We start from the raw sequence: 26,845 nt of genomic DNA, 5'->3' as shown, positions 1-26,845 counted from the left end.
GCGGGGTAATAGCGCCACCACTCTGCCGGGGCGGAACACTGGGGTTCGGCCCTTGCGTGGGAGAATGAACGAAGGAACATTCGAACCCACACAGTAGTGACTATACTCATAACTGAGTGCAGTCAGAATCTATTCCGGAGGATCCATTACCATGTCTCTCGCCTCCCAGCCGGTCGGACGGCGCGAGCGGAACAAGCAGCAGAAGCTGGACCGCATCACGGCCGCGGCAAGCGAACTGCTGGCCGAGCACGGCATCGAGGATGTCACGACCCAGCAGATTGCCGACAAGGCGGACATAGGCACCGGGACCCTGTTCCTTTACGCGAAGACCAAAGGCGAACTCCTCCTCCTCGTGCAGAACGCACACTACGCCGAAGCGCTTCAGCAAGGTCGGGTTGATGCCGAAACCACCCCGGATACCCTCGATGCGGTGCTGGCAATCGTACGGCCGATCGTGGAATGCAACCGCGTCCAGGTCGACAACGGACGCACGTACCTGCGGGAAATGGTCTTCGGTGATCCCGCGGAGCCCCGTCACGCTGAGGCCCTCTCCATCGTCGCGCAGACCGAGGAGGCCATCGCTGCCGTCCTGGGCAGGCAGGAGCTGCCTCGTGCGCAGGATGCCGCTACGACGGCCCGCATCGTCACCGCCATCATGTTCCTCAGCATGGCAGCGACCGTGAACGCCGCATTGAGCATCGACGAGATCGTTCAGGACATCCGGACCCAGGTCGGCGTACTGCTGTCTCGCTGACACAATCAAGTGCTCGCACTAACGCCCGGTGTCCACCAATTGCCTGGGGTCGTGGATCGGCAGAAGAACGGCCACCGCTACTGTACTGAATGCGCAGCCTGACTCCCTCACCAGACGAGGGGGCACCGTGCGGTCCCAGGCAAAGGATTTTGAACGCCGGACTTCAAGTTAGGCGTTCCCCTCAGCCCCGCAAACCCGCCGGATCTTCTGTGTGCTGGAGCCGGGAGCGCGGTTCGCCGCATTCCGGGTTTTTAAGTCCTCCCGGGCAGCAGGTGGGGTCCCATCCGATCGGTCCGGGTCGCCATGAGTGCGTCGGTAAGCCGCCGGACGTCCCTTGCCCGCACTTCGTCTGTGGGTGGCACGGTGCAGGACTCGCTGGTGCAGGTCAGCAGCGCTGCCGTGACCTCCGCGATCAGAGCCGGGGATGGGCTAAACCGGTATCCGCCGTCGGCAGGGTCGTTAGAAGAATTCAGCGCCCTGGTGATGAACACGGCGGCCTGCGTCCTGCTCGCCATGCCGAGTTTCCTCAGAATGGTTGAGGTCAGATTCTTCACGGTCTTTTCCGCCAGCGACATTTCCTGGCTGATCTGGCGGTTGGTCAGCCCTCTCCCCAGTCGGATGGCGGTATTCATTTCCTGTCTCGTAAGGGTCAGGAGTCTCCTATCCAGGGACTGGGTTGCGGGCCCGACGAGCGGGGTAACGAGCGCGGTCCGGAACCGGCCGCTGTACGCGGTGTGCCCGGCCAGGGCACGGCGGATGAGCCTGAGCTGTTCGCAGCTGCCGTCCTGTTTGGACAGGCACCCCCATGCGCCGGCCAGAATCGAGTCGATCAGCACGACTTCGTTGGCATCTCCGGTCATCAGGAGGCACCGGATGGTCGGGGCCGCCGCAGCGATGGCCCGGCACACGTCGGCACCTGAACCGTCCGGGAGATCATCGTCAAGGATGACCAGCTCCGGGCGGAGGGCAGGGATTCGCCGGAACGCCCGGTGCGCGGATCCTGATTCTCCGGCGATGCTGAGACCTTCGGACTCCAGCAGATGGCGCAGGCCCCGTCTCACGACCTCGTGGTCGTCCAGCAGATAGAGGCCCCGGCCGGCCAAAGGGGGCGGCGGGTGGATTTCCGGTTCAGCCATCATCGCCATTACGTTCCTTCGCTTTTAAGGCACCGAAGGCGTGCTGGATGATCCCGTCCGGTCCCCATCCAGCGTGCATCCATGCGCACACTGCCCGACGGGCCCCACACTAAACCGATAGGGCCGACCCAACAAGGGCCCGCGGGGGTGGATCCGTGGCTTTTCTGAACGTGTTCTGCAGACAACCGGTGTCGTAACCTCAGAGCGCCACTAGTGCTCCGTCGGGGAGTATGGCCCAGAGCACGCTCGGGCGGCGTCGGGCGCTCTTGGACGCTGCGCGCTTCTCCGATGGCGCTCATGATCCCGTGGTTCGAACGTGTCGGCCGAGGATTTCGGCGCGTTTCCTGACCGCGCTAACGTAATCGGTGAAAGCCTGCTGCGTGTCGGACGCAAACTCCCGGAGCAGCAGCCCGCAAAGCGGGCCAGTGAACTCTTCTCTTACGAGCAGGTGCGTCATGCCGCCCAGCGGTTCAAGCGTGAAGGTGCGCACCCCGGTGAGCAGGCCCAGAGGCAGGCCCTGGGTCCAGGTCATCACCTCGCCGGGCATCTGCTGGACGCGCAGCCGGAAGGTGCGCTCCCCTCCGGTGTGGGTTCGGATTCTGATGGTGCCACCGTTGCGCAACTCGCCCCTGATGTGCGTGATGCCGGATTCCCAGACGGTGAAGTTCCGTGCATCGGTGATGACGTCCCAGACGGTGGAGCTTCGGGCTTTGATCAGTGTCTCGGCCCCGACCGAGTGCCTGGCCATGCTGTGACCCTGGCCGAGAGGGCGCCGGGTTATGGGCACCTGGTCTGTAGACATCAGCCCGCAACCCAAGGCATTGGCCGCGGGACCGGACTGCCGACGCGACCAGCCAGGCATCGGCAGGCTCCACGGCCGATAGCGCCGGCAAGGGACAGCGCCGCGTTCTGGACGGCCATGACACCGCAGCCCTCCGCGGCCGGCAGATCGTGCATCACCAGCACGACGCTCCCTACTGATTCTTCAGACAAGGGGTTCTCCTTTTCTAAACGGAGTGACAGCCGGATAGTAGCCCGGCTTCCTGTGGGCAGCCAGAGAGTCCACTGATCGGGTTATGCCTCGCAGCCTCGGCCGGTCCGAACCGCCTGCGGGAACGCCCTCGACGGCTGGCAACCGGCCACCGTGCCGCCCAATGGCATGGAGCGACAGTCTGGAGGTTGCGCAGAAGGACACCGCACCCTGGTCGAGGACTAAGACACCACCTCGTCCATGGTCATTGCATCTGCTGCCACGCGGTGCTGGGTCGATGGCGCTCTCAGACCAGAGCCTTGGTCTTGATTCTTTCGAATTCATCAGCGCTGATTGTTCCGGAGTCCCGAAGAGCCGTGGCTTTGGAGATCTCGTCGCTCGGACTCGGTGCAGCGACGCTGCGGATGTAAGCATCCGAGGCCTCCCGGTTCTCCTGGGCCCGTGCCATGGACCGCTCCGTCATGCCCTTACCGCGGGCAATCACGTAGACCAGCACACCCAACAAGGGCACGAAGACCAGGAAGAGGATCCAGACGGCTTTCCACCAACCGCTCAGCATGTCGTCGCGGAACAAGTCGCCGATGACGGCGAACAACGCCCAGAGGAAGGCGATGAACGCGTATACGAGGAAGAACCACCAGAAAATATCCCAAAAGTTTTCCCAGAAACTCATGTCAACTTCCCTGCTTTCTGTAGGAGCGGAGTGGGTCGGGAATGCAGCCGGGCAGGACTGAGGCTAGCTGCAGACCTGCCCGGAGGGGCCTTGAGGTCAGCATTTAGTCGCCGTTTGGAGGTCACTGACCGCGGCCTGGACGTTGGCGGCGTCGTCCCGCAGGGAGGCGGCCGCCTGAGTAAGGGTGGCATCATCCGGGACGGCTCTGACGGCTGCGTCGAACTTGTTTTCGGCCGTCTTAACTGCGTCCATTTCGTCTTTGGCTACATCCTGGCTGGCCTTGACCAGGTCGTCGTAGGTCTTCGCGACCTGTTCCCGTGCCGATTTGATCTGTTCTATCGTGGCAACAGGTTTGAGTGTCTGTTTGAAATTTGTCAGGGATCCGGCGAAGGCACTGGCAGCAGCGCAGGCCTGCGAAACGTTCTTCTCCGCTCTGGCGCTGCTGACACTGGTGCCGGGGCTGGACGTGCCGCAACCCGTGAGCAGTACGATGGCTGCCCCGGCTGCGATCGATCCGGCGAGGATCGGGTGTGGTCTGGACACTGGAGGCCCCTTTCCGAAATGGAATGCGGCAGGGAACCCTGCCGCACGCAAGTCCGACCATTGTCTACCCGTAACGCGGGCGTGGGCCTCATCCGGGGAAGGTGATACGTAGCGGCAGAACCACGAGTTCACCGGACTCGAGATTGCCTCCACTACCAACCGGATTGAAGGCGGCACGAACGCCCAACTCAGACTGATGCTCCACAGCCACCGGGGCATGAGCGAAGAGCACCAAAAGCGAGCCATCCCGAGGTAGGACTCGAACTGCATTCCCTCCATTTCGTCCCGGCAGCTGAGCACCAGTCCCGGAGTCACCGCCACGGGGCAGGTGCCGGGAGATCCGACGGCACCGGAGGGCTAGGACTCATGGCGCAGACTAACGGAGAAGCAGGTCCCAGCCGTCGGGTCTGGTTAGGGTGGAGGATGACCGGAGAACCGAACACTTGGCACGACAAGCACAAGGCTTCCCTCACCCGCGGGCAGCAGGCCGCGGACTTCATGCGAAACGGGATGGGGAGCTGGCCTTTCGTGGGAGGTTTCATCGCCTTCATGCTGGTCTGGGCCGCCGTAAACACCTGGGCGCTGGCGACCCATGCCTGGGATCCGTACCCCTACATCCTTCTTAACCTCTTTCTGTCCATGCTGGCCGGTCTGCAAGGAGCAATTCTGCTCATCGCCGCCAAACGCCAGGATGCCATCGCAGGGGCCATGGCCCAGCATGACTACACTACGAACCTGAAGTCCAAGGAAGAGATCGATCTCCTGATGGACATTAACCGCCAGCAGTTGGAGATTCTCCGCGAACTTCAGCAACTCACAGAACACGGACCAAACGAAAGCAGCCTTTCAACTAGCGCCCGCCCGGCCTAAAAGATGAACCGATACCGGCAGCCGGCAACCCTGGCTAACGGCTCAGGCGTTCCGCAAAGAGGTGCCCCGTAAAACGGCAGCGAAGCCTCCCGTAAGCGGGCCCCCGACGTGCCACACCCCGGGCAGTGACCTGCGGCGCCGTTGTCATGAGTGCCTGATGGGGCGCTCACAGAGTGCGCCAAGGCAGCGCGCGTGTGGAAATTTCGTTGTTCGACAACCCCGGTTGGCGGGCGGATACTGAAGAACCATGAAGCCTACCCAAAGCGGGTTGCGCATCCAGCTTCTCGGCTCGTTCATCGTGTACGTCAACGGGAACGCCGTCGAGAACAGCCACTGGCGGCTGCAGAAGGCAAAGGCCGTGGTGGCAATGCTGGCGCTGGCGCGTGGTCAGCGTAACCGTCGCGAGCAGGTACTGGACCGCCTGTGGCCTGACATGGAGCCGGTGGCCGCCGCACGGAATCTGCATCAGACCCTGTACGTCGCTCGCCGTGCGCTCGCTAGCGCTGGAGCCGGCAGCGACGGGCTGCTCGCCATCCGCGGTGAAGTGGTCGTGCTGGATGACACTGGCCCGGTCGATGTCGATGTCCTGCAGTTCGAGCGTTCGGCCGTGGCAGCGTTGACTGCAGGTGTCGAGGCCGGCCTGCGCGATGCGGCCGACTTGTACACTGGTGATCTTCTGCCGGAACTGCCGGATGCGGACTGGCTGACGACACGCCGCGATGAGCTCCGGGAAATCCATCGCGAGGTACAGGTGAAACTGGCGTCCACGGTGGCGCAACGCGCACCGGAGGAAGCGTTGGTCATCCTCACCCATGCGCTCGAATCCGATCCCGTTCACGAGGGAGCCGTGCGCGCGCAGATGGTGGTGCTGGCTGGGATGGGCCGGCGGTCGGAAGCATTGGCACGATATGAGCGGCTGGTCGACGAACTCCTCGACGCGTTCGGGACCGACCCGGACACCCGGACGGTGGAACTGTTTCGCGAATTGTTGACCGGCTCGCCGCCCGAGGAACGCCTCCACCAGCCCGCCGGAGTGACCGGCAAAGACGATGCCATCGGCTATCTGCCATCCCCGTTGACAAGCTTCATCGGGCGCGAGCGTGAGCTCGTTGACGTCGAGCGGCTGATGGGCCATGCTCGCCTGCTCACCCTCACCGGGGCTGGCGGCAGCGGCAAGACCAGACTAGCCTTGGAGGCCGCGAAGACAGTTCGTCCTGGGTACGTGGACGGAGTCTGGTTCGTCGACCTCGCGGCCGTTGGGGAGTCGCTGCTGGTGGCCGATGCCGTAGCCGAGGTCCTCGGGTTGGATTCCGGCGCGGCACCAAGCCGCGTGCAAGCGCTGGTCGACCAACTGGGGCGACGCTCGCTGCTCCTCGTGCTGGACAACTGCGAACACTTGCTCGCGGCCTGCGCGCAACTCGTCGTCGCGCTACTTGACGGATCCCCTGGGATTAAAGTTCTGGCCACCAGCCGGGAGCCACTCCATGCCGACGGGGAGTACACCTACCGGGTGCCGTCATTGCCTTTGCCCTCGCCCCTGCCGTCTGACGCTCTCGACCTGGCCGTGCTGGGCCGTCTGCCCTCTGTCCGGCTTTTCGTTGAGCGGGCAGCGCAGGTCCGGCCGGGTTTCGCGCTCGACGCCGACAACGCGCAGGGGGTGACAGAGTTGTGCCGACGGCTCGACGGGATGCCGCTGGCCCTCGAATTGGCCGCGGCCAGGACGGCCGTACTCGAACCGGCCGAGATCGTCCAGGGATTGGGCGATGCATTGTTCATGCTCGGCGGGGGAACCAGCGGCGTCACACGGCACCAGACGCTGCGTGGCACCTTGGAATGGAGCCACGAACTGCTCACCAAACCGGAGCAGGTTCTGCTGCGCCGGCTGTCTGTGTTCGCGGGTGGTTTCACCCTCGACGCTGTGGCAGCAGTCTGCGCTGACGCGCCCCTCCAGCAGGTCGAACTGCTCGACCTGTTGGCCAAGCTGGTGGACAAGTCTTTGGTGGTCACCGAAAGGAGGGGCGCCGGGACCCGATACCGGCAATTGGAGACGGTCCGCCAGTTTGGCCAAGAGAATCTCGATCATGCAGGTGAGGCGGCTCAACTGGCGGCTGCGCATTGCGCCTACTTCCTTGCCGTCGCCGAATCCCACAATCCCGAACGGGCCACCGGGGTGGTCATCGAACAACCGAAGTTGCTCGACCGCGAGCACGACAACCTGCGCGCTGCGTTGCGCTGGTCGTGCGCCCACGAGCCCGGGACCGCGCTCCGGCTCGCGGCCAGCCTGTGGCGGTTCTGGTTCCTCCGCGGTCACGCGGTCGAGGGAGCACGTTGGGTGGAGCGTGCCTTGGCGGTGGCTCCCGACTCGACCCGGCCTCGCGCGGCCGCTCTGATCGGCCTGACCGGGCTGGACAGCCGGCAGGGCCGTGGCGATCGGCATCGGGCGCTCGGCGGGGAGGCTCTGGCAATTATGCGGGAGATCGGCAACCCCGACGAGGTGACGATGGCCCGGCTCATTGAGACCTCGCTCGCCTGGAGCACTTTCGACCTCGACGAGGCCGAACAGCTGGCGGCCGACGTGCACACCGAGGCAGTCGAGGGTGGCAGACCCGAACATTGCGCAGCCAGCAGTTGGCTGCTCGGCCAGTGCGCGTTGTCCCGGGAGGACGGACCACTCGCCGCCCGTCACCTAAACACCTGCCTGAGCGAACTCGCGCAGTCTGAGACCAGCACTCCACCCTTCCTGCCGGTGATCACGCCCAGCCTGCAACTGGTCCCGATCGCCGGACGGTTGGTGCCCTGCGTCGAGGAAACCCTGCTGTTGGGCCGGCGGGTCGGCGTCATCCAAGCCAAAGGCTACGTGCTGTCCGCGATCGGCTACGCGGCCAGGCTTTCGAGAGACACGCAGTCTGCGATATCCGTCATCACGGATGCAGCCGAACATTTCGCCGAGTTAGGAGATGACCTGGCCAGGGCGCAAACACTCCACCAACTTGGCTGCATTCTGCGCGACTGTGGCGACCACAGTGCGGCCGATGAGGCCCTGTCCTTGGCGCGGGAGCTTCGGCTCGGTCTGGGCGACCGACGCGGCGAGCTGCTGACCGAGATTAATATCGCCCTGCTCCGCGCCATGGGTGGTGATATCGACCGCGGCCTGACAGACGCTCGGCGTTGCCTTTCAGGGTTCGAGTCCGCGGGAGATCAGGTGGGAATGGGCGCCACGCTGACCATTCTCGGTGCCGCCGAACTGATCTCCGGGGAGGTCCGGGCAGCGCGGGAAATGTACAGGCAGGCAGCGGAAAAAGTCGCCCCATGGCGGCGACACACTGGCTGGCAACGGTTGATGGTGGCAGAGCTATCCAACGAGCTCGGCGACCCACATCGGGCGGCCCGAGAAATTGACAAGGCTGGGGAAATTTTCGACCGAACGAAATGCCTCATCGCCGGTCAGCGGCTGGCCGCACTGCGTAGGCGGGACCCGGATGATGATGTTGAGACGGCGTTGAGTGCTCGTTGAGTACGGTTCACTAGCGTGATTCCTGGATCTGACAAATAGATCTGACCAACCAACAGCAATCAGGAGGAACGCATCGTGACAACGACGCAGACTGGGCCGACCCGTATCGGCGAGGCCACCATCGCCGAGTTCGCCGCCGGGCTGCGCGGCACGGTCGTCAGGCCAGGGGACGCGGACTACGACCACGAACGCAGCATCTGGAACGGGGCCCACGACCGGCGCCCGACGCTCATCGCACGCTGTGCGGGTGTGGCAGACGTGATCCGCACGGTCGATCTCGCGCGCAGCGAGGGGTTGCCGTTGTCGGTTCGCGGCGGTGGACATTCGATCCCCGGGTTTTCCACCGTCGACGACGGTATCGTGCTGGACCTTTCGCTGATGAAGGGGGTCCAGGTGGACCCTGCCCGCCGCCGCGTGGCGGCACAGGCAGGGTGTACCTGGAAGGACCTGGATGCAGAGACCCAGCAATTCGGGCTTGCGGTGACCGGTGGCCTGGTGTCCTCAACCGGCATCGCCGGCTTCACCACCGGCGGCGGCATCGGCTGGCTCGTGCGCAAGCACGGGCTGGCCAGCGACAACCTGGTCGGCGCCGACGTCGTCACTGCTGACGGGCAGTTTATTCACGCCAGTGCCGATGAGCACCCCGATCTGTTCTGGGGGCTGCGCGGCGGCGGCGGCAATTTCGGTGTGGTGACGTCCTTCGAGTATCAATTGCACGAAGTGGGGCCCATGGTCCTTTCCGGCCTGGTTTTCTACCCCGCAGAAGAAGCGGAGCAGGTGTTGCGCGGCTATCGGGCGGCCTGCGCGGCGGCCCCCGATGAGCTGACCACGCTGGTCAACATGACCATGGCGCCGCCGGTCCCGTTCCTGCCAGAATCAGTGCACGGCAAGCCGGTCATCGCTGTGGGAGGGTGCTGGTCCGGCGATCTAGATGCCGGCGAGGCTGCCACCGCACCCTTCCGGTCATTGGGCACGGTCATCGCCGATGTGTTCACGGCCAACCCGTACGCGGGATGGCAGCAGGCGCTCGATCCGCTGTACCCGCGGGGCGTGCACAACTATTTCCGCTCGGCATTTCTGCGCGCCGCCGACGACGCGTCCGTGCGCGTGCTGCTGGACTCGTTTGCGGCATTGCCCAGCGCCATGACGCAGATTCACCTGCACCACCTTGGCGGCGCGGTCGGCCGGGTTCCTGCCGAAGCAACGGCCTTCGCACTCCGCGACCAGGAATTCATCGTCAATGTTGTTGCGCGCACGCCGACAGCGGAAGGCTTCGCGGATGTCGTCGAATGGGCCCGGGGCGTGACGTCTGCGCTCGGTCCGGATGTGACGGCCTACGTGAATTTCACAGGTGAAGCGAATACGGCGCTCGTCCGGGCGTCGTACCCGGCGGATACATACCGGCGGCTCGTGGAACTGAAAAACGAATACGACTCCACCAATCTATTCCGGTTGAACCAGAACATCGCCCCCACGGTGTGACAGCACTGCCTGCGCCAGAGGCACCTCGGATGGGTCCGCTGCACCCAGCAAACCCCTTACCTGAAGTTGCGTGAGTTGAGGCAGGAAGATCCCTGGGTTTCCGGGGGTCTTCCTGCCCGTCTCGTGGGAAGCAGGCAAGGAGCGAGCCACAAAGCAGCAACGGCAGGAAACTCACTCCGGTGTGGACAACGTACACACCCCTCTTGGCCGGACAAACGGGAACCAGCCTTCCCCCACGCCACCGGTAAGCCCGCATTCCGGAGAAAAACATCTTCAAGAAATCCCCGCAGGTCATGTCGTCAGTAGGACCCCACGGCATGAATAGGTATTAGGCCAACCACAGCCACCAAAACAACTCGGAAAGGAGACCCGGATGACCCACCCCCCTCGAACGAGGGGAAACACAGCGCCCGAGGTGGGACTCGAACTGCATTCCCTCCCCCGCACACACTGGACTCCCCGGACATGCGGAATCCGGCCCGGTTCGAAGGCCGAAGTGTGGACAAAGTACACATTCCCAAATTGCCCAGTTCAAAGCATCGCAGCCACGTGCCGCCCCCAAGAAGTGAAGAGCGCACTCCAGACGATCTGGGCATCACACACCTGAATTCAGACGACCCACGCGCGCACGTCTTGATGGCCTCGATTAAGCTGATGCGCTCTCGTCGGCCCGTCTGAACACCCGTCGCACGCCGCCTCGCGCGAGCATGAGAACTATGATCACTGCAGTCACTTGAAAGAAGCCACCGAGACGGACAGCGTCGCCGAATACCAGGTCAACCAGTCCGAGCACCATGAACTTGCTCCCCGGCAGCACCAGCAACAGGGTGAACGCGCTGACAATTCGAACCCGCCGAGTATCGGCCGACCGGATCCGCGCAACGATTTTCTTCTTCGCCCACAGCACGACTTCAAGGACGACCTTCAGCAGGATCGCCGTCAAGAGCGCCAACAGGAATGTTTCGGATATGACGTCGGGAAACAGCTGGATGAACACACCCAGCACCACGAGATAGACCAGCACGTCGACCAGATCTATTGGACGGATCCGCATCCAGCGAGTATATCGACGGCGCCCGGACCGCCCTCTTGCCCGATTAGGATTCCTTCCGCTTCGCTCAGGCCCTGCAAGTGCCTCACCCGCCCCACGCAGACCCAGAGCAGTCCGTTTGCCCTTTCCACGGTCTGCCCCATAAGAGTCGTTCACGCGTGGTCTCGGTCTCTCCGCGACCAGGATGTAACCAAGGTCCGCCGCCCTCGACTCGCGGATCTGGCTCCCAGCTAGGGGTGCCGACCTGTCAATGAGCAGCTGGTCGGCAAGTACTACCGTTCGTGCTCTACGTGGACGGGGTCTTACGCCGGCCTTCCAGCAGGGCAAGAGTAGCCCAGGATAAAAGCGCTGGGACCAGGATCAGCAGGACGAAAACCCACCACTGGTAGTGGAAGCTCCACAGCAGGACGAGCCCACCCACGACGAGTCCGAGTACAAAGTAGAGCACGAAAAAAACGATCCCCAGACCCATGATGCGTCGATTCATGAGTACATGCTCCCATGAGGAGCAATACCTTAATGGAAGTAGTGAGCCAGGGAGTTTGGTGGAGGCTCGTGGCGCCACGAAGCGTGCCCGTAAGCCGATCCCTCAGCGGGCGCTGCGATAAGACCCGGCGCTATGGCAGGAACGGCTGCGGGTGCCAGAAGCCACCCCAGCTGCCGCATGGATCCCGCGTGCCAGGCACGCATCGCCGCCGGTGGGTGTGCCACGGCTAGTCTAGGGGTTCACAATTCTTGGGGGATTGAATGGCTCGGACACACAACGCACCGGTTTTTCTCGCCGGAGTGATCCTCGTGTCCGTCGGCTGGATACTCTTCGGCCCGACGAGTATGCTCGCGGCAGCTTCCGATCGACCCGTCTCCCCCAGTCACCCAAATGCGGGGTTGTAGGCTCAGAACATGTCAGCTCATTGGGGGATGCAGACTCAGCGCGGAAGAGTACTGCTTGTTTTGACCGGACTCGTCCTTGCGCTGGCGGGTTGTACGTACAGTGATCCGCCTGAGCAGACAGTTAGCTCATCGTCCGAAGGGGCAACGGTGCCGCCCCGGTCATTTGAAGAAAACGTTGGTGACGTGGCCCGTTTGCTTGGTGCATCCGTAACGGCCGCTGGTATGCCAACGGAAGCAGAGCCTGCCGGGAAATTGGTCACTGTTCTTGCTCCCGGGGACTACGTCGTCACGGCCGCGTGTGCCGGCGGCTACTTCGCCAAACTGACGATCGTTGAGGGCGATGGGCTTCCGCTGTCAACAGACGGTGACTGCGACGCCACATTCCAGCGGTTCCTCAGGCACGCGGGCGGTCCCATCACGATCAGCGCGATCCCGTCGACCGGCGGGCCCGCAGCCGCCGGGGTTGCGATAGGGCCCAACACTGACCCCATGGCTTCAGCACAAGCGGACATGGGCGAATGGTCATCAAAGCAGCTGAAACCCGCAGTGCCGGGAGAGCTGGCCGGCTCCGCTGCTTCGAATTCCCCGACCAGCTTCGGAATGTCCGCCAAATCCGGCACTTACGAATTGCAGTTCTTGTGTGAAGGACCCTCCGGGACCGAACTGTCGGTGGCCAGTTGGTCCGGTGTCGAAGTCGTCGCCCCGGTGCAGGTCCATTGCAATGGGAACATCTTCAAAACGACAGTGCAGCTGGAAGCAGGCGCCGACAGAGTCGATTTCAAGATGAACCCAGGAAGCGGTGGCTCGGAAACCCGATACGCCTTCAGGCTCGTTCCGCCCACGTAGCCTCTCCTGTCCGGACGCGTCGACCTCGGCTCGGAGTCTTAGACGCGCTCATGTTGAACCGTCGTGTTCGGACTGCGGTTCCCGGGTGGTTCCGCCGAACCCCACCGCGCTGCCGTGCGTTGGGGGAGCGTTCAGACGACCAGGGCGTCGCCTTGGCGCAGTTGTGTGCGGGCTCGACGAAGAGTCTCACCTTACCGGGATCTTCCTGGGCCCTGGGATGGTCAGGTGCCCTGGTAGTCGCCGGAGGCCTGCTCGGGAACTTCCCACTCCCCTTTGGGGGTCCGGAATCCACGCATGAATCCGAACATCAAGTCGGTCATTCCGGCCGGGTCACCGCCGCAACGGACGAAATCTTCCCGTCGGCGCCGGCCTAGCCACGTCGTGTGTCGGACGCCCAGAACCGTGACCAGGGTTGCACCGAACACTGCAGCGGTTAGGAAGATAGGCAATTCAGTGCTGAACCAGGAGGCCAGCAATCCCGCGGAAATTGCTCCAACCCCGATCCACAGAACGAACCCGGTGACTACTGCTCCGCGCAGCGATGCGTTACTGGGACGGTGGATTGGGATGAACTTGGCGGGGTCAACGGGCGTATAGCCGCGCCTGGAGCGGCGTCCGGTTTGTTCGGACATGAAGTTCGTATCCCCTAGATTGTCTGCGCTGACCGGGGACATCCCGACCATTACTCTCGAATCATATTCTGGACTATGGCGCCAGTACCGATAATGGACCCCAGTGTCCCGGCTCACGCTAATAACTGATGAGCCCATTTAACCGCTCTTCACCACCGGACCTTGTTGCGGGAAGGCCCGGGCGTGGACCCGGGCCAGGACCTCGACTCCGAGGCCCCCGGCGGCCCCGCACGCCACGGCCGCGAGCAACAACCCGCCGGGTGGCCGGGAAAGCAGGAAGAATTCCTGCACGAGCGGGAGGTTGAGCGAGACCAGCAGGGAGGCGCTCATGGCCAACACCACGGCCAGGCGCGCCGCGTTGAGGGGGCGCGACACGGCCGATAGGATCCACAGTCCGACCATGGACAGCGTCAGCACAGAGGCGCTGCTGACTTGTTCGGACGTGGCCGCGCCGGCCAGCGGCGCGAATGCGTTCAGTGTGAGCAGGGAGGCCGTGACGATCAGTCCGGCAGGGACGGAGAACCATAGGGACCGGCGCAGGAATCCGGGCTGATAGCGGCGCGGGTTCGGCATGAGCGCCAAGAAGAAGGCCGGGATTCCGATCGTCAGGCCGTCCGTGAAGGATAGCTGGCGGGGAAGAAACGGAAACGTCCACTGCAGGAGCCCGAAGGTCACCGCGATGGCGGTCGCATAGACCGTTTTGCTGAGGAAGAGGCTGGAGACCCGCTCAATATTGGCGATGACCTGCCGGCCCTCAGCTAGGACTCCGGGAAGCCGGTCGAAGCGGCCGTCGAGCAACACCAGGCGCGCGACTGCCTTGGTGGCGGGCGCCGCGGAGTCCATGGCGATGCCAAGGTCGGCGGTCTTGAGCGCGAGGGCGTCGTTGACGCCGTCGCCGGTCATGGCAACAGTATGTCCCCGGCGCTGGAGCGCCTCGACCATCGCCCTCTTCTGGGCCGGCGTCACTCGGCCAAACACCGTGTTTGATTCCATCACCTCCTCCAGATGCAGCGGGTCCCCCGGCAGTGAGCGTGCGTCGAAGCCCTCCGTGACTTCCAAACCAACCCTGCGGGCAATGGCGGCAACGGTGCGGGGATCGTCGCCGGAAATGATCTTCAACCCGACCCCTTCGGTCCGGAAGAACTTGAGGGTCTCCCGGGCATCGGAGCGCGGCTGTTCCCGGAAGGTCAGCAGCGCCACAGGGTGGAGCGACGCCGGCAGCTGCTCCACCTTCCCATTGGCTGGCAACTGATCCGCGCCGGCCAGGAGCAGGGTCCGCAGCCCCGATGCGGCCAGTTCGCCGGCCTGGCGCAAGACGTCGCTCTGGCGCGGTACTGCGCCGTCGGGCGCCGAGATCGACGGCTTCAGACGTGCGGCTGCGTCGTCGCCCTGCACAAGCATCATTTCCGGTGCTCCGAGAATCCAGGTGCGCGCACCGCGGGCGCTCCCGTTGAAGCTGACTCCGCTCCACTTCCGGGCGGAGGAGAACGGCACGGACCGGACGGGTTGAAGGCCGCCATCATCCTCAAAGGCCGTGCTCAGGCAGCGTGCCGTGGCGTTTGCCTCGGGTTCGGCGCCAAACCATGCGAGGGCCTGCTCCCATCCCGGTTGCGGCGCCAGCGGGTGAACCGCGTCGAAGACCAGTCCTCCTTCTGTGAGGGTTCCGGTCTTGTCCATGCACAGTACGTCTACGCGTGCCAGTCCCTCGACAGCGGCGAGTTCCTGGATCAGTACGTTGTGTTTAGCCAGCCGGAGTCCGCCCACGGCGAAGGCCACGCTCGTCAGCAGCACTAGTCCCAGCGGGACGATCGCGATCATGCTGGCAATGAGTCCCACGAGTGCGGGGGTCCAGGCACCGGTGGAAATGGCGGACTGCCAGCCGCCGCGCGCCTGGATCTCGCCGTTGAGCACGATGAGGGCAACGGGCAGCAGGATCCAGGCGATCCAGCGCATTACACGGTTGAGGCTGTTGCGGATCTCGGAGTTCACCAGTGAGAAGCGTCGCGCATCTGCCGTCAGCCGGCTCGCGAACGACGCCGCTCCGACCCGGACAACCTGGGCGTTGCCGTGGCCGGCCACGACGATCGATCCGGAGAGTACTTCCGTCCCCGCATCCTTACCCACCGGGTCTGCTTCGCCCGTGAGAAGCGATTCGTCCACCTCGAGGCCGGACGACTCCAGTACGGCAGCGTCGGCAGTGACCTGATCCCCGGCCCGCAACACCAGGAGGTCATCTTTTACGACGTCGGCCGTGGCGATGTCGTGGATCTGCCCCTCGCGCAAGACCCGCGCGAGGGGGGCGTTGAGGACAGCCAGCCGGTCCAAGGACTTTTTCGCCCTGTATTCCTCGACGACGCCGATCACGGCATTGCTGACAGCGGCGAGGCCGAACAGGGCATCCCGCCATTGCCCCAGGAACAACAGCAGCAGGAAGCTCGTGCCGACGATTGCGTTGAAGAGCGTGAAGACGTTGGCCCGGAAGATCTGCCACAGGCTCCGGCTAGTGGTGTCCGGCACGCGGTTGGTAAGCCCGCGCTCGACCCGCGTAGCCACCTCCCCCTGCGACAGCCCCTTGGCGGCCGGCCGGCGCCTGGCGGCCTTCCGGTCTTTGGCTGCCGGGGACGCACGCCGATGCAGAAAGGCTCGTCTCTTGCGCCGGCGGTATGCCTTCACCCTCCGATGGTATCCGCCGTAGCGCCACAATGTGGCGCACTGCGACGCATACGCCGGTCCCCCACCGGGACACCATCCGCCCGCACTGGCGCTGCGAGAAAATCCGATGCAGATACTGGAGCCTGGAATCGCGCATACCCCGGCCGCAAAACTGTCCCGCTCAGGGTGGACAATCCCGACAGTTGCACCCGCGCAGATCATTGGCTGCGTCCGGGTCTGCACCAACGAACAGGACCTGGCAACGCCGCGCATGGCGCTTACGGGGCTGGGCGACCCCCGAGGGCCTGACCAATGGTGACCACGGCGTGACCGGCATAAACAAGGATCGCTGGGATCGAACGAAGCCCTGGCGGCTGTCCGGGCCGGCGGCACCCTGCAGCAGCAACGGCCACCCCCGCAAGGGCCCATAAAGGAGATTTGTACACAGTCATACGCTCACAAGCCTCTGAACAGGGAAAACACGTGCCCGAGGTGGGACTCGAACTGCATTCCCTCCCCCAGAAACATTGAGCTCCCCCCGAGACATAAGGAATCCGCGCAGTGAGGTCCGCGATCGACTCTGAGGCGACTCAACGATGGCATGCCAGCGCGAACATCACAGCCGTGAGGGCCGGCGTCCTGGCCCGACGTACTCACACGCGTATACCCGAGATGTCCCGCCCGGCTATTGTGCCTCAGAAACCCCCGGCCAGCACCCGCCTGAGACGATTTACGGTGAGACATATTTCCACGGCACGACACGACACGAGGCGGGCCAGCACGCTGTCGGTTCCTTCAATCCTCCAGACACGACGGGGTGTCTTGAATGGTGTTGTTTGCCAAGACGGCAGCGGATACGGTCGCTGCCGTGTTTCTCACTGGCGGTCGTCGACAAGAATCCTGCACGGTTCGGTCCTGGTTGGCGGTACGAGGAGCGACGTAGAAGCTCAAGAGGGCCTTTCGGTCACTCTTTGATGGGGGCCGAACGACGGACAGTAGTCGAGTGCACTCTAAGTGCAGTATGATGCACTTATGGATGAGAGTACAACGAGCTTGGCGCTGGCAATCGGCGCCCGAGTTAAGCAGGAGAGGCAGTCGCGGGGCTGGACGCTTGATCAGCTTGCGGAGTCTGCAGGGGTAAGCCGCAGGATGGTCGTCAACGTGGAGCAGGGTGCCGCGAATCCCAGCGTGGGAACTCTGCTGAGGATCAGCGACGCGCTGGGTGTGGGGCTGCCGGCGTTGGTCGAGCCACCTCGCCCGAAGCCGGTGAAGGTCACGCGCAGTGGTGAGGGCGCTGCTTTGTGGAGCGGTGAGTACGGCGGCCGCGGGGTGTTGGTGGCCGGCACCGAACCGCCGGACGTGGTTGAACTGTGGGACTGGACGCTGGGTCCCGGCGACCGTCATGTGAGCGAGGCCCACACGTCGGGCACCAAGGAGCTTTTGCAGGTCCAGCAGGGCACGGTCACGGTGGAGGTCGCAAGTCAATTGCTCACCCTCGATGAGGGCGATGCGGTGACGTTCCCGGGCGACGTGGCACACTCTTACGCCAATCCGGGCACGGAGCCGGCGAGGTTCTCCCTGGCCGTCTTCGAGCCGGGCGTGGGGACAGGTCACCGGCCGGAGGCGTCCGATGCTTGAGTCGGGCATGCTTCAGGAATTTCTCGACGGCGGCCATGTTGACGCCGCCGTGTTCGCGCTGCGGCCCGACTACCGGGCTTTGCTGCTGGCCGTTGACGGACTCGTCCCTGGCCCGAGTGACCAGGCCGGAGAGGAGATGCTCCAGGCGGCGGAGTCCGCAGCCCGGGAGCTGCTCAACGGCCGGCCGGCTGAGCAGCTCCCACACGTGGCTGCGTGGCGTGAGGCTTATCAGGGCTTCGGCGCCAAACCGAACCGCACTCGCAACAGCCTGGAGGCGCTCCTGCGCCGGGCGGTGTCCGGGTTGCCCCGGGTGAACCGTCTCACCGACCTCTATAACGCCGTTTCAGTGCTCCACCAGGTCCCGCTGGGTGGGGAGGATCTGACCCGCTACAGCGGTGCGCCGCGGCTGGTTCGAGCCACCGGCAAGGAAGCCTTTGATACCGCCGCCGACGGCGCCACGGTGATCGAGCACCCGGAATCCGGCGAGGTGGTGTGGCGCGATGACGCCGGCGTGACCTGCCGGCGCTGGAACTGGCGCCAGGCACGCCGCACCCAGCTCGGCGAGGAGACCACCTCCGCGCTGTTCATCCTCGACGCGCTCGAACCCATGACCGATGAGGCGCTCCACGCCGCAGCCGAGGACCTGATCGCCCGGCTGACCCTACTGGGTCCCGACGTCGGCGTTGCCCGCCGCCTGATAGCCGCGGGCACGCCAGCCAACGAAGGAGACTGACATGCTCGTCCACTCCCGGATACGCGCGATCGTTGACCGGCAGGCCCGAAGGGGTCAGCCGTGAGCCAGCGCGTCCCCAAGAATGTCCCCGTTCCGCCGTGGGGGCTGGCCGTGGCGGCCATGCTCTCAGTCCAGCTGAGTTCGGCACTGTCAGTGGATCTGATCGCGGCGGTGGGGCCGGCCGGAACTGCCTGGCTCAGACTCAGTGTTGGGGCGCTCGTCTTCTTGGCCGTTGCCCGACCCCCATTGCGCGCGCTGCGCCGCCCCGACGTCCCCGTGCTACTGGGGCTGGGTGTCGCCACCGGACTGATGACCATCGCGTTTCTCGCCTCCATCGAACGCATCCCGCTCGGCACCGCCGTCGCGATCGAGTTCCTCGGTCCGCTGACTGTCGCCGGGGTGCGCAGCCACAGCGCACGCTCGCTTATCTGGCCAGCCCTGGCGCTGCTGGGCGTCGTCCTTCTGACCGAACCTTGGGCTGGTGAGATCAACCTCGCCGGTATCGGGTTGGCAGGGCTCGCGGCCGTCGGGTGGGCCGTCTACATTGTGCTCACCCAACGGATCGGCGACCGCTTCACGGGCATCGGTGCGCTTTCACTCACCGTTCCCGTCGCAGCTGCCACGGCAGCGGTCGTCGGCATCCCGCAGTCCGCCGGACATCTCAACCTCGGTGTCCTCTCCGTCGCTTTCGGACTGGCCGTCCTGATGCCGGTGCTGCCAATGGCGCTCGAGATGCTCGCCCTGCGCCGGATGACGCCCACGGCGTTCGGTACCCTGATGGCCCTCGAACCCGCCATCGGGGTGCTCCTCGGGCTGCTCGTGCTGCACCAGCAGCCCTCACTCACCCAATTCGGTGGCATCACGCTCGTCGTCCTTGCAGGGGCCGCCGCGCAACGCGGTGGCCGACGGCGACCGCGCTCCCGCGAACACGCCGGCGCCCGCATCGCCCCCGACCTCATCGGCCAAGGGCCAAAGTAAGCGACAGTCCTCCAAATAGGGGGTCCGCCAGACTGTCGCTACGCGGGAATTCCCTGCTGACAGGGCCCGCAGCTAAGTCCCCCAGGGAGTGCCTCAGACTTTGCTTCCCTGTTATTCAGACCTAAGGAGTTATAACCATGTTCACCGGCTTGAGTGCCTTCCCCCTGACCCCTCTGGCAGATGATGCTGTTGACGAGTCTGCCTTTGTTCGCCTGATCGAACGGCTCTCGGAGGCGAAGGTTGGCTCCATTACCGCGCTCGGATCCACGGGCTCCTACGCGTATCTGAGCGGCGAGGAACGGAGCCGTGTGGCTCGTCTTGCCGTCGAGCACGCCGGCGCGACACCGGTGTTCATTGGTGTTGGGGCCTTGCGGACCTCACACGTCCTCGCGAACGCTGAAATGGCAGAGCAGGCGGGGGCTTCCGCACTCCTGCTTGCGCCCATGACCTATCAGCCCCTCACCGAAGATGACGTGTTCGAACTCTTCCGGACCGTCACCGCGAACTCGTCGCTGCCCGTGATCGTCTATGACAACCCGGGCACCACCCATTTCACCTTCACGACCGAGCTTTACGGACGCATCGCGGAACTGCCCGGAATCGCCTCCATCAAAATCCCCGGTGTGCCGGCCGATCCGGAGCAGGCACAGGCGCGGGTTCAGGAAATCCGAGCCGCCGTCCCGGCGCACGTGACCATCGGAGTTTCCGGTGACGCAAAGGCCGCCGCCGGACTGGCCGCCGGGTGCGATGCCTGGTACTCCGTCATCGGCGGCACCTTGCCCGCCCTGGCGCTGCGGATCACCCGGGCCGCTCTGGAAGGGCGGGTCTCAGACGCGACCGCTGAGTCCGAACGGCTTGCACCGTTGTGGGAGTCGTTCGCCGAGTTTGGCGGGAGTATCCGGGTCGTTGCGGCCATAGCGGAACAGCTGGGACTGGCATCACCATCGTGCCTGCCGCTTCCCCTCCAGGGATTGACCGCGGAGCAGCGTGCCCATGTTGGCAGGATTGTCGATGAGCTCGGGCTTAACCCGTAGCGCCGGCCTCGGCGTTTCACGCGGGAAGTACCGCCGGGGCGGGGCGCTGGCGCGCTACGTCTTCGCCGCGACGCTGGTGCGAAGCGCAGACGGCGGCGCAGTGGTCGCCATCGTGCTGCTCGCGCACGCCTGCGGGATGCCGGGCTGGCTGGCCGGCATCCTGGGAGCATCAATCACCGCACCCCACGTGCTCGGCCCCTTCATCGCCCGACGCCTCGATACAGCCCGTGACGGACGCAAGGTCATCGCGTGCTCCGCAGTCCTCCACGGGGTGCTGCTCGGTGCTGCTGCACTGCTCCTGCCCGTCGCCTGGCCGATCTGGCCAGCCTTGCTGCTCTTCGTCTCCGGCATCTTCGGGCCGATGCTCACCGGCGGGATCAGCAGCCGCCTGCCCTCCATCGCCGGCCCCGGGCAGCGCAGCCAACGCAGAGCACAAAGCTGGGACGTCGCAAGCTACGGACTCAGCGGCACCCTCGGCCCGGCAGCAGTGGCATGGATCGCGGCAGCAACCGACGCACTCACCGCGACATTGGTTCTGGCCGGAGCCGCCGTCGTTGGTGCTGGAGCCGTCCTCGCACTCCCCAAGCAAGAGCCGCCCAACAAGGCCGTTGAGGTGCCATCACCCGGACGAACACTGAGCCTCATATGGGAACGTGGTCCGCTGCGCCGCACACTCGGACTCACCGTGACCGTCGCATTCTCTGTCGCCGCGCTACCGATCTACGCCGTTGCCACAGCTCCCGCGTTCGGCGGCGCCGCGGCCGCCGGAACACTGGTCGCAGCCTACGGGATAGGGAATCTCCTCGGATCAGCAGGGCTCATGCTCCGACCGCTTCGCCGCGACGCAGACCCTCTCATGAGCTCCCTCTCCGCACTCGTCGCGGCAACGCTGATACTCGTGATGCTTACTCCGACACTCCCCACATCCCTCATTGCCTTCGGCCTGGCAGGGATCGCCAACGCAATGTTCTTCGCGGCAACCCTCGCCGCGCGAAGCGAATACGCACCCATCGAGGCCCGCGGCCAAATCTTCATCTGGGTAGGCGCACTCAAGATCGCAGCAGGATCCGCCGGAACAGCCGTCGCGGGTGCAACTATCGCACAGACGGTTTGGGCACCCCTTCTGCTGGCGACAGCCCTCACAGCAATTGCTGCGACCACCAGCATCATCGAGCGCTCCCGTCCACGCTTGTCCAAACACTAGCCCGCCTGAATCCGCGGCGTGTATGCGGCGAGCAATGTCTCCAACCTGATGGCCCCGTCGCGGAGCACCGGGCCGGCCGAGGGTGTCATGCCCGGCGAAGGGATCAACGCCGACGTCATCAAAGAGGAAACCCCGGGGCCGTCGAGGGCCACTTCGGCCCCTTCTCGGCCGCCGCGGAAGCAACTGTCGCTCAGATCTGCCTGGGTCACCGACGCCATGGCCTTTATGATGGGCAGAAATCCACCGGCATACGCCCTGCGGCCACAGTTGAAAGGTAAGTAGGCCTTGGCGGGGTGGGTAGCGTTGGTCCATGGGACTGGTCGACGACAGCCCGGACCGGGCAGCCCTGACGTTGACGCGGCTCGCCCGCGGAAGAATCCGTAGGACCCGGCGACCTGGCAGGCGCATGCTCGACTATCTAGACGACCTCGGACAGCGGAACGGCACCCCTTCCTCGGGTTGGTGGCCACCGCATTGCCCCGAGCCACTTCAAATCCCTGGACTATCTGGGAGCAGGGTTGCGCGAGCCGTGTTGGGGCGGGATGTTCGACACTAAATCACTGTCACCTGCTGGAATTTGACCTTGTCTTTGTCGTCGCGCGCCGCGCCCATTTGACCGGGAGCGCCGCTGGGCCCCGCGAGGCCCGGTGTGGATGGCTGGCCAGGGTCAGTGCTGGCGTGGCTGAAGTCGCCTCGGGCGCCGCTGTCGCCGGTGACCCCCGCGGCACCTCCCGGGCCCGGGTCTCCTCCTTTGCCGGGGTCTCCTGACTTCGCCTTGAACACGCTCTGGCCACCGCTTTGGTCGGAAATGTAAAAGACAAGGATGTCTCCGGCTGCGCCCGCGTCGCCGCCCCGACCTCCAACCCCGCCCTGGGCTCCATTCCCTCCTGCGCCGCCGTAAGCGCCGGGCTCGCAGTCGTTTCCGTCGCCGCCCTTTCCGCCCTTGCCGCCGGCGCCACCTTTTCCTCCGTTTCCACCTTTCCCTCCGTTGCCGCCTGAAGCGTCGACAGATACGTCGCTGCCGAGGACGCTCACGTGTAGTTCAACGGTGCCGCCCTTGCCGCCTGGCAAGCCATCCGCGCCGGGGCCGCCGATGCCGCCATCGCCGCCACGTCCGCCGCGCGTGGCACCAGTGTCGGTGACGAAGAACCAGCCACTGCACACCGCTCCGAATCCCCCTTGTCCCTGCGGTCCGTCTCCTCCGGCAGCGCCAGCCGCGCCATCGCCGCCATCCGTTCCCCGCTTGTCGATGCCGCCCATTTTAGGATCTCCTGTTCTGGTGAGGGTAAGTCTCTGATGGGTTTGCTGCTGTTAAGTTCAGCGCCAGCCGGCCGTGACAGCCTCCACTCGAGCGAGGATCTCGGAGATGGCAAGACGATCTGTATAGCCCTCTATGGGCGGATGCGGGCCGGGCTTGGTCATTTCCTCCACCACCAGGGGAATCTCCAATGGTGTAGGCGGGGCACCGACCATCTCGTTGCAGGTGAGCAGGAAGTGGCTGCTCTCCGGTACGATCCAGCCGTACTGGTGGAACTTCACGTTCCCGGCCGTCAGCGCGTTGATCGATCGTTTGAGGAACAGCAGGCCTCGCACTTCGAGGTCGCGGTCCAGAAGCCGGACCTCCTTCCACACCGGAAATGCGTCGCGGACCGGTGAAATGAAACGCGCACCTTTCTCAGCGGTCAGCTTCGCCAGGGCAGGAGAATGGCCACGAGCGATAAGCATCGCCGTTGCGCGACTGACCGCGTCACGCACCATCACAACTTCCTGTGGAATGGTTGCAGTGCCCTCGATCTCTCGGGACGACACAACACCGTGGTTACCCTCAGAGAAAACCACATCAGGCACAGAGGCATGCTCGAGACTGCGTTGGATGTCGTTCAGATCTTCCTCCGGGATGGCGGGGTGGATGATTCCGAGGCGGTAGAGGTCCCTGATTGAGCGCGGTCTTTCTTCGACCAGAAATTCAGCGGCCGGAGAGTCAGGGCTGTCAGAGAAGACGACCGGGTAGTCCGACTCCTCGATTACATATGTGTCAGGCATGATCTGTCCTTGCTTGAACGGAACCTGTTTGGGGGAATGGGGTCCGGTCACGAGGTGGGGACCTGCGTGAAGCGGTCAGCTCTGGGTGATCGGACCAGTCGGCGCCTGCGAGTGTCTCTCAGGTGGGACCGCCAGCCGCCGATCCTCATCCTGGGCGCGGAGACGTGGCGGGCAAGGGACACGGTCGGGTTCTGGACGATTTTGGCTCTGTAGCCGTCCGCGATCAGCAGGTCGTAGACACCTTGCCAGCCTGATCCGTCGACGAAGCCGCCGTGCACGAGCACGAGGTTCTTTACTGGTTCCTCGGACATGCGACCCTTCTGTTTAAGGGAGTAACAACCGGATGCTAGCCGGACCCGGTCCGGGTCGCTAGGGTCCATTGACCGGGGCAATGCCTCGACGCCGCCTTTACCTGCGATTCCGTCGAATGGTTCTCGAAATGGAACGGGCGCTCCCGAGCCCGAATCGAGTTTGAGAGGGAGCGGGGAACCCAGAAAGTTGGTCGGGAAGTGTGCCTCATTCTGTCCCCCGGGGGATGGAGCCTACGGTCAGCGGAGCGCGCGCAGATACCGTGCAGGCACGATTCGCTGCCCGATTCGAAGGAGTGGGTAGATTGCCCGCCAGTCGGCCATCTGCTCCCGGCTCAGCGCGCGCCCAGACCGGGATGCACCGCAGCTTTGCAGTACCGCGGACCTTTCCCGTGAGTCAACGCGCACCCTAGCCCGGGATGCGTTCTGGAACTACGCTGGGGCAGGCGTCGCCCTGTTTCCGGGCAGGCGGCGGGCACGTGGTCGGGGAAGGAGGCGGTCCATGAACGCACAGAACATCACCCACTGGATCCGGGCGGGGTTGTGGACACTGCCCCTTTACGGTCTGATCACCGCCTGGGCCACGCTTGAGCCTCAGCCGGACCAGCAAAAGGATCCAGACGCCTGGGCACGGTTCGTCAGCTCGGGCTCGTATCAATCCAGCCACTTGCTCGGCAGCTACGGAGGCACCATCCTCGCCATCTTCGGGGTGTTCGCGCTGGGCTGCTGCCTGGCCAACAGCCGCGTCGGCCGCCTGGCACTGGCAGCAACAGTCATCACCGTCGCAGGAACTGCCTTGCTAATGGTCCCCGCTGTCCTCTCCACTTTCGCCACTCCCGCGATCGGGAAGGCGTATCTGGAAGGGAACCGGGACGTCATGCTTCTGGAGTTTCCATCCGCCATGACGGTCTCGTTCCTGCTCGGGCTGCTGCTCGCGTTCGTTGGCAACGTCTTGCTTGGAGTCGCGGTCTGGCAGTCCCGGACGCTCCCCCGTTGGGCCGGGGCGCTATGGATTGCCGGCGCCGTACTGTTCTACCTCCTCGGCGTCGTGCTGGGGCAGGCGACCACGGGCAGCAGCCTTCCGACACAACCGGCCGGTGCCTTGCTCATGGCTGCATCGGGTGGCTGGATGGCGTGGAGCCAGTCACGGCAGGGCCAGCCAGCCGCGGCCGTCCATGCGGCCGGCACGCGCTGACGGCTTAAGGTTCGTGGAGGTCGGACTTGCCCCAGCGGTCCAAGTGATTGTGTTGAGAATTCGCGTCGGCTCCATCCGTTCGGATGGATCGAGACGATGAATACCGGAGAACGCCTCATGCCACATCTACCAGACCGCGCCAGACACCAACAAAAATGGGCCCCCGCCGGGGCCCATAAAGGAGATTTGGACACATTCAGCGGCTACAAGCCCCTGAACAGGGAAAACACGTGCCCGAGGTGGGACTCGAACTGCATTTCCGTCCCCGCAAACACTGGACTCCCGCGGAAACATGCGGAAATCGGTCCAATCCGACACCGGTACGGCCCGGTCCGAAGCCCAATGTGTGTACTTTGTACACACCGCAAAATGGCCAGCTCAAAGCATCGCAATCACCAGCCGCACCCGACACGTTTCGCCGGCGACCACCAGCAACCGCAGCAACTCGGCTAAAAAACGCCGCTCCCCATCGGCCACACGTGGCGAGTGAGGCCGCCCCCGTCACGACATATTCGAGACTTCCTTGACGGGCAGTGTGACAAGTGCCATAGTCTTCGTATGGACCTGTTGGACAGCTGGACAGCTGCGCAAGATCGAGTGGTACGCGTCGGCGCGGCCGAAGCGGTCTTCGCATCCCTCCGCAGCGCAATCGAAGGCGGCAAGATCCCTGTCGGCACCCGCCTGGACTCAGAGGCATCGCTGGCCAAACAGTACGGCGTGAGCCGGACGATGGTCAGGGAGGCGCTGCGTTCCTGCACCGCGTTGGGACTGACGGCCACCCACACGGGTAAAGGCACCTTCGTCATCGCTGACAAGGTGGCCCAGGACCTCAAACTCGGCAAATATTCGGCCAGCGCCCTCGTGGAAGCCCGCCCCCACGTGGAAGTGCCGGCCGCGGGCCTCGCCGCCCAACGCCGCAGCAACGAAGACCTGGAGGCCCTTCGGGAAATCCTCCGGGAAATGTCCGAGGAGGACGATCTCCAGCAGTGGGTGCTTTTGAACACCGAGTTCCACGTGACCATCGCCCGGTGCAGCGGCAATGGCGTGTTCGAATCATTCCTGTCCGACATCTGTGACGCCATGGCCAACCAATCGAACACGCTTAACCTCGTGGCGGACCGGCGCAAAGAATCGGGTCAGGAGCACGCCCGCATTTTCGCTGCCATCGAGAGTGGATCAGCCGACGAAGCATCCCAGGCCATGAGGATGCATTTGCACGGGGTTGAATGCGCCCTGGGCACCATCGTCCCCGGAAGCGGAAACTCCAGGTCCGGCCATACGCGCTAGATCCTAAACCTCGGATTTCACCCACCTCCCCTGCTGCAATCGCCGCAGGCCCCGCGCGGTCTCTTTGCCTTGGAACAACCATGCCCACCGTGCTGGCAGCGGCGTCACTCAGGCCTGCCCCAGATTTTTCCGTCCAAACCCGTCAACGAAGCCCTGTGAGGACCCAATGACCAACGCCCATACCGCCCCGGACACCCGTTCCGAACACGACCTCCTGGGCGACCGGGATGTTCCCGCCGGCGCCTACTGGGGCGTCCACACCCTCCGGGCCGTGGAGAACTTCCCCATCACCGGCCAGCCACTGTCCTCGAACATGCACCTGGTCCGCGGCCTGGCCGCCGTGAAACTCGCCGCCGCCCGCACCAACCACGAGCTCGGACTGCTCTGCTC

The 26,845-nt window shown here is 64.5% G+C and carries 23 protein-coding genes and 1 pseudogene; 14 read left to right on the top strand and 10 right to left on the bottom strand.

Translation table 11 applies throughout. From position 1 onward, the window contains the following. Positions 1 to 151 precede the first annotated feature (151 nt). A complete protein-coding gene (locus AC1D1A_RS18280; RefSeq protein WP_476858734.1) occupies positions 152 to 754 on the top strand; it encodes a TetR/AcrR family transcriptional regulator in 603 nt (200 codons plus the stop codon). 251 nt (positions 755 to 1,005) lie between these two features. On the opposite strand, the gene AC1D1A_RS18275 is transcribed toward AC1D1A_RS18280, so the two are convergent. The 4 genes from AC1D1A_RS18275 to AC1D1A_RS18260 form a co-directional block, all read right to left on the bottom strand. After that, positions 1,006 to 1,893, bottom strand: a complete 888-nt coding sequence (locus tag AC1D1A_RS18275; protein ID WP_476948379.1) for a response regulator — start codon at positions 1,891 to 1,893, stop codon at positions 1,006 to 1,008. Between the two features lie 292 nt (positions 1,894 to 2,185). Then, on the bottom strand, positions 2,186 to 2,638 hold the full coding sequence (locus tag AC1D1A_RS18270) for an SRPBCC family protein (protein ID WP_476857401.1): 453 nt from the start codon (positions 2,636 to 2,638) through the stop codon (positions 2,186 to 2,188). A gap of 529 nt (positions 2,639 to 3,167) precedes the next feature. After that, positions 3,168 to 3,554: an SHOCT domain-containing protein gene (locus AC1D1A_RS18265; protein WP_230009371.1), complete on the bottom strand. Its 387-nt coding sequence runs from the start codon at positions 3,552 to 3,554 to the stop codon at positions 3,168 to 3,170. Between the two features lie 96 nt (positions 3,555 to 3,650). Further along, a complete protein-coding gene (locus AC1D1A_RS18260) occupies positions 3,651 to 4,097 on the bottom strand; it encodes a hypothetical protein (protein ID WP_476948378.1) in 447 nt (148 codons plus the stop codon). Positions 4,098 to 4,520: 423 nt separating this feature from the next. On the opposite strand from AC1D1A_RS18260, the gene AC1D1A_RS18255 reads away from it, so the two are divergent. From AC1D1A_RS18255 to AC1D1A_RS18245, 3 genes are all read left to right on the top strand, one after another. Continuing rightward, positions 4,521 to 4,967, top strand: coding sequence for a DUF1003 domain-containing protein (locus AC1D1A_RS18255; protein ID WP_476851179.1), 447 nt, complete (start codon positions 4,521 to 4,523; stop codon positions 4,965 to 4,967). A gap of 247 nt (positions 4,968 to 5,214) precedes the next feature. Next, on the top strand, positions 5,215 to 8,481 hold the full coding sequence (locus AC1D1A_RS18250) for a BTAD domain-containing putative transcriptional regulator (protein ID WP_476948377.1): 3,267 nt from the start codon (positions 5,215 to 5,217) through the stop codon (positions 8,479 to 8,481). A gap of 75 nt (positions 8,482 to 8,556) precedes the next feature. Continuing rightward, entirely contained in the window at positions 8,557 to 9,963 is a 1,407-nt protein-coding gene (locus AC1D1A_RS18245; RefSeq protein ID WP_476857405.1) for an FAD-binding oxidoreductase, read from the top strand. A gap of 646 nt (positions 9,964 to 10,609) precedes the next feature. Here AC1D1A_RS18245 and AC1D1A_RS18240 read toward each other — a convergent pair. Next, positions 10,610 to 11,017 carry a hypothetical protein gene (locus AC1D1A_RS18240; RefSeq protein WP_476857406.1) on the bottom strand — a complete coding sequence of 136 codons (408 nt, stop codon included), beginning with the start codon at positions 11,015 to 11,017 and terminating at the stop codon, positions 10,610 to 10,612. A gap of 283 nt (positions 11,018 to 11,300) precedes the next feature. Beyond that, positions 11,301 to 11,501 carry a hypothetical protein gene (locus tag AC1D1A_RS18235; RefSeq protein ID WP_230012008.1) on the bottom strand — a complete coding sequence of 67 codons (201 nt, stop codon included), beginning with the start codon at positions 11,499 to 11,501 and terminating at the stop codon, positions 11,301 to 11,303. A gap of 413 nt (positions 11,502 to 11,914) precedes the next feature. Here AC1D1A_RS18235 and AC1D1A_RS18230 point away from each other — a divergent pair, with 413 nt between their 5' ends. Next, a complete protein-coding gene (locus AC1D1A_RS18230; RefSeq protein WP_476948376.1) occupies positions 11,915 to 12,751 on the top strand; it encodes a hypothetical protein in 837 nt (278 codons plus the stop codon). Between the two features lie 221 nt (positions 12,752 to 12,972). Here AC1D1A_RS18230 and AC1D1A_RS18225 read toward each other — a convergent pair whose 3' ends face one another. Together AC1D1A_RS18225 and AC1D1A_RS18220 are read right to left on the bottom strand one after the other, a co-directional pair. Continuing rightward, positions 12,973 to 13,383, bottom strand: coding sequence for an NfeD family protein (locus tag AC1D1A_RS18225; protein ID WP_476858741.1), 411 nt, complete (start codon positions 13,381 to 13,383; stop codon positions 12,973 to 12,975). A 138-nt stretch (positions 13,384 to 13,521) separates the two neighbouring features. Beyond that, a complete protein-coding gene (locus AC1D1A_RS18220) occupies positions 13,522 to 15,900 on the bottom strand; it encodes an HAD-IC family P-type ATPase (protein ID WP_476948375.1) in 2,379 nt (792 codons plus the stop codon). Between the two features lie 1,167 nt (positions 15,901 to 17,067). Here AC1D1A_RS18220 and AC1D1A_RS18215 point away from each other — a divergent pair. The 6 genes from AC1D1A_RS18215 (at position 17,068) to AC1D1A_RS18190 (ending at position 22,621) form a co-directional block, all read left to right on the top strand. Then, on the top strand, positions 17,068 to 17,673 hold the full coding sequence (locus AC1D1A_RS18215) for a helix-turn-helix domain-containing protein (protein WP_476948374.1): 606 nt from the start codon (positions 17,068 to 17,070) through the stop codon (positions 17,671 to 17,673). Between the two features lie 7 nt (positions 17,674 to 17,680). After that, positions 17,681 to 18,406, top strand: a complete 726-nt coding sequence (locus AC1D1A_RS18210; RefSeq protein WP_476948373.1) for a B3/B4 domain-containing protein — start codon at positions 17,681 to 17,683, stop codon at positions 18,404 to 18,406. 60 nt (positions 18,407 to 18,466) lie between these two features. After that, positions 18,467 to 19,384 carry an EamA family transporter gene (locus AC1D1A_RS18205; protein WP_476851188.1) on the top strand — a complete coding sequence of 306 codons (918 nt, stop codon included), beginning with the start codon at positions 18,467 to 18,469 and terminating at the stop codon, positions 19,382 to 19,384. Positions 19,385 to 19,521: 137 nt separating this feature from the next. Next, on the top strand, positions 19,522 to 20,418 hold the full coding sequence (locus AC1D1A_RS18200; protein WP_476851189.1) for a dihydrodipicolinate synthase family protein: 897 nt from the start codon (positions 19,522 to 19,524) through the stop codon (positions 20,416 to 20,418). Beyond that, complete coding sequence (locus AC1D1A_RS18195; protein WP_476948372.1) at positions 20,396 to 21,622, top strand: MFS transporter; 1,227 nt, start codon at positions 20,396 to 20,398, stop codon at positions 21,620 to 21,622. Before AC1D1A_RS18200 ends, AC1D1A_RS18195 begins: the two co-directional genes overlap by 23 nt. 798 nt (positions 21,623 to 22,420) lie before the next feature. Continuing rightward, on the top strand, positions 22,421 to 22,621 hold the full coding sequence (locus AC1D1A_RS18190) for a hypothetical protein (RefSeq protein WP_476948371.1): 201 nt from the start codon (positions 22,421 to 22,423) through the stop codon (positions 22,619 to 22,621). Between the two features lie 318 nt (positions 22,622 to 22,939). Here the strand turns inward: AC1D1A_RS18190 and AC1D1A_RS18185 are convergent, their stop codons facing one another. Both AC1D1A_RS18185 and AC1D1A_RS18180 read right to left on the bottom strand, forming a co-directional pair. Beyond that, positions 22,940 to 23,665, bottom strand: a complete 726-nt coding sequence (locus tag AC1D1A_RS18185) for a hypothetical protein (protein WP_476851191.1) — start codon at positions 23,663 to 23,665, stop codon at positions 22,940 to 22,942. 47 nt (positions 23,666 to 23,712) lie between these two features. Next, entirely contained in the window at positions 23,713 to 23,976 is a 264-nt protein-coding gene (locus AC1D1A_RS18180; RefSeq protein ID WP_476851192.1) for a hypothetical protein, read from the bottom strand. A gap of 499 nt (positions 23,977 to 24,475) precedes the next feature. Here AC1D1A_RS18180 and AC1D1A_RS18175 point away from each other — a divergent pair, with 499 nt between their 5' ends. The 3 genes and pseudogenes from AC1D1A_RS18175 to aspA all read left to right on the top strand — a co-directional run. After that, entirely contained in the window at positions 24,476 to 25,168 is a 693-nt protein-coding gene (locus AC1D1A_RS18175; RefSeq protein ID WP_476858748.1) for a DUF4386 family protein, read from the top strand. Between the two features lie 558 nt (positions 25,169 to 25,726). Beyond that, positions 25,727 to 26,455: a FadR/GntR family transcriptional regulator gene (locus AC1D1A_RS18170; protein ID WP_476851194.1), complete on the top strand. Its 729-nt coding sequence runs from the start codon at positions 25,727 to 25,729 to the stop codon at positions 26,453 to 26,455. Positions 26,456 to 26,621: 166 nt separating this feature from the next. Then, positions 26,622 to 26,845 (top strand): annotated as a pseudogene (gene aspA / locus AC1D1A_RS18165) (aspartate ammonia-lyase); the annotation flags it as partial.

The organism is Arthrobacter sp. P1_B9, assembly GCF_056406495.1.
Note: the sequence above shows the minus strand (reverse complement) of the source record. Positions and strands in the feature narration are given on the sequence as shown.

What these genes read in the sequence shown, in the direction of transcription:
- AC1D1A_RS18280 (WP_476858734.1), top strand. Translation starts at nt 152, where the DNA reads ATGTCTCTCGCCTCCCAGCCGGTCGGACGGCGCGAGCGGAACAAGCAG.
- AC1D1A_RS18225 (WP_476858741.1), bottom strand. Translation starts at nt 13,383, where the DNA reads ATGTCCGAACAAACCGGACGCCGCTCCAGGCGCGGCTATACGCCCGTT.
- AC1D1A_RS18175 (WP_476858748.1), top strand. Translation starts at nt 24,476, where the DNA reads ATGAACGCACAGAACATCACCCACTGGATCCGGGCGGGGTTGTGGACA.
- AC1D1A_RS18270 (WP_476857401.1), bottom strand. Translation starts at nt 2,638, where the DNA reads ATGGCCAGGCACTCGGTCGGGGCCGAGACACTGATCAAAGCCCGAAGC.
- AC1D1A_RS18240 (WP_476857406.1), bottom strand. Translation starts at nt 11,017, where the DNA reads ATGCGGATCCGTCCAATAGATCTGGTCGACGTGCTGGTCTATCTCGTG.
- AC1D1A_RS18215 (WP_476948374.1), top strand. Translation starts at nt 17,068, where the DNA reads ATGGATGAGAGTACAACGAGCTTGGCGCTGGCAATCGGCGCCCGAGTT.
- AC1D1A_RS18195 (WP_476948372.1), top strand. Translation starts at nt 20,396, where the DNA reads ATGAGCTCGGGCTTAACCCGTAGCGCCGGCCTCGGCGTTTCACGCGGG.
- AC1D1A_RS18200 (WP_476851189.1), top strand. Translation starts at nt 19,522, where the DNA reads ATGTTCACCGGCTTGAGTGCCTTCCCCCTGACCCCTCTGGCAGATGAT.
- AC1D1A_RS18180 (WP_476851192.1), bottom strand. Translation starts at nt 23,976, where the DNA reads ATGTCCGAGGAACCAGTAAAGAACCTCGTGCTCGTGCACGGCGGCTTC.
- AC1D1A_RS18265 (WP_230009371.1), bottom strand. Translation starts at nt 3,554, where the DNA reads ATGAGTTTCTGGGAAAACTTTTGGGATATTTTCTGGTGGTTCTTCCTC.
- AC1D1A_RS18185 (WP_476851191.1), bottom strand. Translation starts at nt 23,665, where the DNA reads ATGCCTGACACATATGTAATCGAGGAGTCGGACTACCCGGTCGTCTTC.
- AC1D1A_RS18250 (WP_476948377.1), top strand. Translation starts at nt 5,215, where the DNA reads ATGAAGCCTACCCAAAGCGGGTTGCGCATCCAGCTTCTCGGCTCGTTC.
- AC1D1A_RS18235 (WP_230012008.1), bottom strand. Translation starts at nt 11,501, where the DNA reads ATGAATCGACGCATCATGGGTCTGGGGATCGTTTTTTTCGTGCTCTAC.
- AC1D1A_RS18230 (WP_476948376.1), top strand. Translation starts at nt 11,915, where the DNA reads ATGTCAGCTCATTGGGGGATGCAGACTCAGCGCGGAAGAGTACTGCTT.
- AC1D1A_RS18210 (WP_476948373.1), top strand. Translation starts at nt 17,681, where the DNA reads ATGCTTCAGGAATTTCTCGACGGCGGCCATGTTGACGCCGCCGTGTTC.
- AC1D1A_RS18255 (WP_476851179.1), top strand. Translation starts at nt 4,521, where the DNA reads ATGACCGGAGAACCGAACACTTGGCACGACAAGCACAAGGCTTCCCTC.
- AC1D1A_RS18170 (WP_476851194.1), top strand. Translation starts at nt 25,727, where the DNA reads ATGGACCTGTTGGACAGCTGGACAGCTGCGCAAGATCGAGTGGTACGC.
- AC1D1A_RS18275 (WP_476948379.1), bottom strand. Translation starts at nt 1,893, where the DNA reads ATGATGGCTGAACCGGAAATCCACCCGCCGCCCCCTTTGGCCGGCCGG.